Origin of the sequence: Phenylobacterium sp., assembly GCF_041913825.1 — a bacterium.
In the GTDB taxonomy this organism is placed as follows: Bacteria; Pseudomonadota; Alphaproteobacteria; order Caulobacterales; family Caulobacteraceae; genus Phenylobacterium.
Map to the genome: position 1 here is coordinate 1 of NZ_JAYSEO010000050.1, position 7,644 is coordinate 7,644.

3 protein-coding genes are annotated in these 7,644 nt (G+C 69.9%); all 3 read left to right on the plus strand.

Features of this window, described 5'->3' with window-relative positions; all coding sequences use genetic code 11:
- Nucleotides 1-3,136, plus strand: a 3,136-nt coding sequence (locus ACE3Q8_RS23015; RefSeq protein ID WP_374473236.1) for an STY4851/ECs_5259 family protein, incomplete at its 5' end; no start/stop codon positions are given.
- Between the two features lie 14 nt (nucleotides 3,137-3,150).
- Complete coding sequence (locus ACE3Q8_RS23020; RefSeq protein ID WP_374473238.1) at nucleotides 3,151-7,173, plus strand: DEAD/DEAH box helicase; 4,023 nt, start codon at nucleotides 3,151-3,153, stop codon at nucleotides 7,171-7,173.
- Between the two features lie 201 nt (nucleotides 7,174-7,374).
- Nucleotides 7,375-7,644, plus strand: a 270-nt coding sequence (locus ACE3Q8_RS23025) for a hypothetical protein (RefSeq protein WP_374473240.1), incomplete at its 3' end; no start/stop codon positions are given.

The following is a 7,644-nucleotide window of genomic DNA, read 5'->3' on the forward strand; positions in this document are numbered from 1 at the left end:
ATCGAGGGACGGTGAAACGGCCGCGGCCTTCGTCCTATGGGCAGCAGAGCACTATCGACGGAATTTCGCCGGCGGATCCTTCTCCTGGGCTTTCCTCACGGATGAGCTCGGCCTCAGTCTCGACCAAGCTACACTGCGTGACCTAACAGCCAGAGGACTGCGGAAGCTGCGTCGCCCGCCGCCCCGCAGCAGCGATGCGGGCGTGCAGTACCTGCGTACGCTCGCCGCCGAGGGCGGGCTTCCTGTGAGGCTTCTGGCGAACGAAGGCGGCTATCGTGCGGCGCTCGTCGGCCTCGTCGCCGATCTGGAGCGCTTCGGCGCAGGCTGTCCAGAGGAGCAGGCGCTGGCCTTCGCCCGGAGACGCGCGGAACGTCTGCCGATGGGCTATCGCACCGAGGAGTTCCACGGTCTTTTCGTGCAGTTCGCTCGCGAGCTTGTCGACTTGCGCGGCCGGGCACCGCGCGATTTGGCCGCCGCCGACGTCGAGAGCTGGCTCGACCGCGCGGAGCCGGCCTGGCGCGAGCGCCTTACGCTACGCTTCGACGGGGATGCCGCCCGTGCGCTCTTCGCCGAAGCGATGACCGTGCGGGCCGGCGGCGAGGTCGATGAGCCGTTGGGCCGCCAGCTGGTGCGTGATGAGGATGGCGCCTGGCGGGCCTTCGTCGACGTCGCCCCAGCGACCCGCCTGCCCGCGCGTCTGATGGACGGTATCGATGCGGCCTATCGGCGCGTGCGCCTCGCCCCGACCGGCGCGCTGGCAGCGGCCTGCCCGGACCTGATGCTAGCCCTCGACCGTGAGGAGGGCGGCTGGAGCGCGACCAGGATCAGCGGACGCCGGACGGCCCGCTTCCCCTTCCCCCTGTCGGCGCCGATTGAGCTGGTGGCGATGGCTGACGGCCGGCTGCTGCAACCTGTCTCCTTGCCCGGCGGAGGGGCGGTCGACCCAGCCGAGGGCCTGACACTCTGGACGTTGGCCGAAAGCGGTGACGACGGCGCGGCGCGGCGGCTGGCCTGGGCCGGCAGCGCATCTCTGCGGACCCACGACCCGTTCGTCTGGGCGCTCGTGGGGGCGAATGCGCGGGTGACTTGCAGCGAGGGTCTGGTCGCCCAGCCGGGCGGCGAGAGCGCGGAGGGCCGGCTTCTGCGGCTTGAGGGCAAAGGGCGGATCGGTGTGCGCGACTGGTCACTCGCGGTCCAGACGGGCGCGGACCGCACCGAGCGAGACGAAATCGCCGCTTTCGGCGCACAGGACAGCACGGTGCGCGACGGGCGAGGGGTGCCAGTGTTCCGAGGTCTACCCGACATCGCCCTGCGCCGGGCGGGGCACGGGTTCGTCTCCCTTCCGACTCGGCGCCGTCTGTACCGTTCCGGCGGGCGCGGCGCTTGGCGACGATCAGCACCGGAGGAGAGCTTCCTCGGCACGCTCGACGTCGCCGCGGAAGAAGACGGGAACGTGGGCGCACGGCTCCGGCTACGAATCCTGCCGCCGGCAGCGCGCTTCTCGATGGATGCCGGGGGCGAGGCGCTGAGCGTCTCCGGCTTGCCTGCCGGCTGGGCCCTGCGGGTGGAAGACGCCACGCCGGCGGTGATCAATGAGGCTGGGTCTGCCCAGGTTCCGCTGCCCGCGGGCGGGGTCCGCAAGGCGCGGCTCCGCCTGCGCGCCGCTGCGCCAGATGGGGCGGAGACGCTGGACTGGCAACTCGCGCTCCCGGCCACGCGGGCCTATCTGGCAGGGCCAGACGGGTCGATCCTTGAGACACAGCGCGAGATCACGCTGCACGATCTGCGCGACTGGCAAGTGCTGCCAGCCTACGTCGGCCAGACCGACCTTAGCCTGCGGCTGGTCGCGCCCGGTCTTGGTGGCATAACGTCGCCGCTGGCCGTCCGCGTCCACGGCGAGGCGCCCCTGTCGAGCATTCGAGACCTTGTGGACGACTTGCTCTCCCATGGCGGGCCGGACGCGGAGGTTCGGCTTCGAGCGCTCGCCGACGGGCACGAGTCGCCCCGACTCCTAGTGCGGCGGTTCCTTGGCGAGACCCATTTGACCGAGGATGGGGTGATCTTGCGAACGCATGGCGCACCGGGTGATGAACGGACGTTGCCCGACCTGGTGGCGATCAACATCGACGCGCCTGGGCCGGCGGTCGCGGCTCCCAACGCGCCGCCGGCGGCGATGGGAAACGTGCTCGGGCCAGGGCGCTGGTTCTTCCTTCCCTCTCTACACGGACAGCCGCTTCGCCCGCCCCGCCCGCTCGTGGTCGAGCCGGATGCCGGACAAGAGGCGACGACCGATCAAGATGATCGTCTGCATGCCGCCGGCACCGGACGCACCCGTGCAGCGCGAGTCGAAGCCTATGCGGCGATATTCCGCGACGGGGTCGATGTACAGCACATCATGGCGCTTGAGCGGGCCATAGACGCCCTGACGACTCATGGTGCGAGCCCTTCCGCGCTGGACCAGGTGCTGGCGCTTGAACGAGTGTCGGCCGTGGCCGTGCGTCTGCTCGTGAGGGCCGACGTATCGGACCTGTCGGACCGACTGGAGCTTGAGCGTCACGGCGCACGCCGCTGGGCTTTTGTTGCGCCGCGGGACTGGGGCGCGGCCGTGGCGTCGGAGCTGGCAAGCCTGACCACTAGCCTCGCTGCGATCCCCGCGCTGGCGGAGCGGGCCGAGACGCTCGCGCGCGAGCAGATGGCGCGACGCGTGCGGGAGATCCTGACGCTCCGCCCCGATCTGGACGGGCATCTCGCGCTCGGCCTCATGGAGGCGAGGCTCGCGGCGCCCCCCGATCTCATGCACTGGCTTGGGCGTATGCCGTCAGCGTTCGGGGATCCTGAAGGGACCCTTCTGCGGCTTGCAGACGCGGCGGTGCGGCGCCACGGCGAGAGCGACCTCTCCTTTCCCGACCTGCGCGCGGCGGCGCAGCCTGCGGCCTTCGTCCGTTTTGCCGATCATGTGAATGGCCTGATCGAGGCGCCGCTATTCGTGTCCGAGGTCGCCTTCGGCCTGCGAGCAGCGCCGCAGGGCCGCACCGGGGTGCAGCTGTTGCGCTGCATCCACCTAGACCCGAGCCATTTTGACTTGGCGCTCCCGGCCGCGATGGCCTGGCAGGCAATGCGCCTTTCGCGGAAATAAGGGAAGACGGCAGAATGAAGGACGGCATCGACACCAACCGCTCGGGCTACGCCGAGGTCCTGGATCGGGTCGCGGAACGCGCCGCGTCGGCGGTGGTGGCCAAAGGACGTGTCCGCTCGGTCGCCCTGCGCACCGCGCTTTCCGCGCGCCTGCGGGCCGAGCCAGGACAGGCGGACGCGTTCCTCGCCGACCCGGTGTTCGAGGCCGCGCGGGTCTGGAAACGCGCGGACCGCACGCTGAACGATCTGGCAGGTAGACTTTTGGAAGAGGATCTGGTGGCCGCACTAGACGGGGCGCCAAACCGCCGATGGCCACGGCACGGCGCTGAGCACGCGCCCTATCTCCACCAGATGCGCGCCTGGACCGCCGCGGCCGAGGGGCGGAGCTTTCTCGTCACCAGCGGCACCGGCTCGGGCAAGACCGAGTGCTTCATGGTGCCGATGCTAAACGACCTCCTGCGGCAGTCGCCAGCCGGGCGGCGGCGGGGCGTGCAGGCCATCGTCCTCTACCCGCTAAACGCTCTGATCGACAGCCAGCGCGAGCGGCTCGGCGAGTGGATTGCGCCCCTGTCGGGTAGGATCACCTACGCGCTCTACAACAGACATCTCAAAGAGACGCTGCCACCCCATGAATGGCCCGGCGGCGGGATGGTGCCGGACCGCAAGCGGCTGCGGGAGGATCCACCCTCGATTCTCGTCACTAACACCACGATGCTCGAATACATGCTGATGCGGGCTCAGGACGGACCAATCCTCGAGCGTTCGCAGGGCACGCTGCGCTGGATCGTGCTGGATGAGGCGCACAGCTACGTCGGCGCGCAGGCGGCAGAGATGGCGCTGCTGCTGCGCCGGGTGCGGGAGGCGTTTGGGGTCGCCCCGGAAGACGTTCGTCTCGCTGCGACCTCCGCCACCATCGGCGAAGGACAGGAAACGGCGGCGGCGCTGCGCCGCTTCGTGGCGGACCTGGGCGGCGTGCCGGAGGATCGCGTTGAGATCATCGCCGGCGAGGAGCGGGAGCCCGATCTTCCGCCCGAAGGCGATCAAGCGGCGCTCGACCGAGAGGCGCTGGCGGTCCCAGACGAGAGCCTCTGGCAGATGCTCGCGCCCGATCCTCGGATCCGTGCCGCCCGCGCCCGGATGCGCGACGGGGGGCTGACGCTCGGCGGAGCGACGGGGATCCTCGGGCTCGGGGATCCGGGCGATCGAGGGGCCCGGCATCAGGCTTTCGCGGTTCTGGAGGCTGCGGCACGGGCGTGTGCTCCCGGATCCGATCTCCGCCTCGCGCCGTGGCGGCTCCACGTATTCCACCGGGCGCAGGCCGGACTCTGGGCCTGCATCGACCCAGCATGCCCGGATCGCCACCCGGCGCTTTCCACCGAAGGCTCGGACTGGCCATACGGCCAGGTGCATCTTGAGGAACGAGAGCGCTGTACCTGCAGCGCGCCGGTCTTCGAGGTCGGCGCCTGCGACGAGTGCGGAACACCCTGGCTCCTCGCTGAACGCTTCGCGCAAGGGGCCCACGAATACCTGACGCAGGCCCGCAGGGGTGACGACGAGGACGAGTACGTGCTCGATGTCGAGCCCGACCCAAGCCCCGAAGAGGGCGCTGCGGCGACGCCGTCACGCGAGGTTCTGCTCGGCCCCGCGCAGGATAGCGGGGACGACATCGCAGTTCGGCTCACGGATGGCGCGTTGCTGAACCGGCCTGAGCCAAGTGACCTTGTTGCGACGCTTCGGATCGTCGAAGAGCATGCCGATCGGGCCTGTTGCGCGCGCGCACACGAGCCACGCACCGGCGTTCGGCCGCAGACCTTCGGCGCACCGTTCCTGATGGGTAACGCGATGCCCGTGCTCCTTGAGGCCGTGCCGCGCGTCGAGGGCGCGGGGGCGGCGCCCTTCGGCGGACGGAGGCTCTTGTCCTTTACCGACAGCCGGCAGGGCACCGCGCGGTTTTCGGCCAAGCTCCAGCAAGAGGCCGAGCGCAACTTGACCCGCGCCGTGATCACCCATGCCGTGCAAGAGGCCGGCGGGGGCGATCCGGCTAGAGCGGCCGCGCTGCAGGCCGAGATCGAAGGGCTGGAACAAGCGGTCGTTGCCGTGCCGTCGCTGCGTGGCCTTCTCGAAGAGAAACGGGAGGCGCTCGCTGCGCTGATCGACGGTGCCGGCCGTATCTCCTGGACCGATCTGCGCGCTACCCTCGCTGCCAACCCCGAACTGTCGGACTTCGCCGCCGAGGTTTGGCGCGGCCGCCCGCTCGGGGGTGCGCATCTGGCCGACACGCCCGCCGACCTCGCCGAACTGTTCCTGTTCCGCGAACTCTTCCGCCGGCCACGGCTCCAAAACAACGTCGAGACCATGGGCCTCGCCCGGCTCGTCTTCCCGGCGCTCGAGGAGCATGCGCGCCTCAAGGTGCCGGCGCCGCTCGCCGAGGCCGGGCACGATACGAAGGTCTGGGCGGACGTCCTCCATGCTGCGGTGGACATCGTGTTCCGCGCCACCCTCGCCATCGACCTGCCACAGGATCCGGTGGACATGCGCCACTGGATTTCGCCCCGCAGCGCGCTTTCGGCAGTCATGGAGCCTGGTACGCCGCCTGACGCCGAGAGCCCGGTACGCAGCCCGTCCCGCTTTCCCACTGCCGCCGCGACGCGTGGCAGTCTAGTGCGGCTGCTCTACCGCCTGACAGGCGGTGCCCCCGACAACGCGCTAGACGCGGGGCGTGTCGACACCGTCCTCGCGGCGATCTGGACGGCCTTTAGCAGCGCGCGCCTGCTGAGGGCGGCCGGCCCCTATGCATGGCGGCTAGACCTTCGACGAGCGGAGGTCGCGCGGCTCGACCGCGCCTGGCAATGCCCGCAGACTTGGCGGCTTCTGCCCTTTGCGCCTGCCGGCGTTTCGCTCAACGCAATCGAGGCCGAGGCCCTGGCTACTCCCGTCGACATGCCGCGCCTGCCAGGGGCAGCGCCTACGGGGCTGACGGCCGAGGCGCGGGCGGAGGTCCGGCGCTGGCTCGAAGAGGACGGGAGGGTGGCTTCGCTCCGCAAGCGGGGCCACTGGACCGACATACACGACCGGATTGCTGAGTTCGCGCCCTTCCTGCGGGCGCAGGAGCATTCCGCTCAGATCGACCGGGCCAGCCTTCAGACGTATGAAGAAGCGTTCAGGAAAGGACGGATCAACATCCTCAACTGCTCCACCACCATGGAGATGGGCGTCGACATTCCCGACGTGGGCCTCGTGGTGAACACGAACGTGCCGCCGGCGCCTGCCAACTACCGCCAGCGGGTCGGCCGAGCCGGGCGCCGGGGCGAGCCATGGGCCCTGGCATTCACCTTCTGCAAAGACCTCCCGCTCGACCGCATGGTGTTTCGCGAACCCGCGCGCCTATTGAAGGGCGCGGTACGCGCGCCGGCGGTGCGGCTCGACGGGCCTGTCCTAATTCAGCGCCATGTCAACGCGCTCCTTCTCGGGATGTACCTGCGCGGCGAAGGCGGCATCAGGGTGACTACGGGCATCGGTACCTTCTTCGGCGCGACGCCCGATACGGTCTCGCCGTGGCTCCCCGACAGCCCGGCCGAAGGGTTCCTCGTCGCGCTGCAGGGAGAGTGGGCCGACAGCCTAGCCGTGGCTGAGGCCCTTCAGAACCTCGTTCGTGGAACCGTGCTCGAAGGCAACGCCGCAGTGACCGAGCGCGCGGCGGACGCGTTCGACCGGATGCGCGAGCGCTGGATGGCGGAGTATGGGCAGCTCCTGACTGCGCAAGATGCCCATCCGGAGCGTGACCCCGCTCATGGCTTCTACATGCGGCGCGCAAAGCGGATGCGGGAAGAATTCATGATCTCCGAACTCGCACGCCGTGGCTTCACCCCGGCCTATGGCTTTCCCGTCGATGTGGTCGCCTTCGACCATGTCGGGCGGACGGGCGGCGAAAGCGGTCCCTCGCGCCCGCTCGACATGGCGATCCGGGATTACTCGCCCGGGGCCGAGGTGGTCATCGACGGGCTCGTGCACCGCTCCGACGGCATCCTGCCGACTTAGGGCAACAGGAGCGAGCCAGGATCGGTCGAGGACCTGCGCACGCTATGGCGCTGTCCGTCCTGCAACGCCTTCGGACTGTCGCGCCTGCCCGTCGACACCTGCCCCGACTGTGGCAGCGGGACACGGCGGGGGGAGCTGCTGCGGCCGTCCGGCTTTCTCGGCACCAGCAAGCCACATGCAGCCTACGAGACCCTCGCCTTCGTGCCGCCCGACCGCGCCCGCGTGTCGGCGGCAGGCGCGCCATGGGTCTCGCTCAGCGATCCCGCCACCGGCGCGCTGCGGACCAGCCGAGAAGGCAAGGTGCTTGTGACCTCCTCGGGGCCCGGGGGCGCGGGCTACGCGATTTGCATAGCCTGTGGCCGGGCCGAGGCTGAGACCGGCGAAGACAGTGAAACGCTGCCGGCGGGTATGCGTAGTCACCGGCCATTGCAGAAACTCCGTGACAACCCGCGCGACGACGGGCTTTGCCCG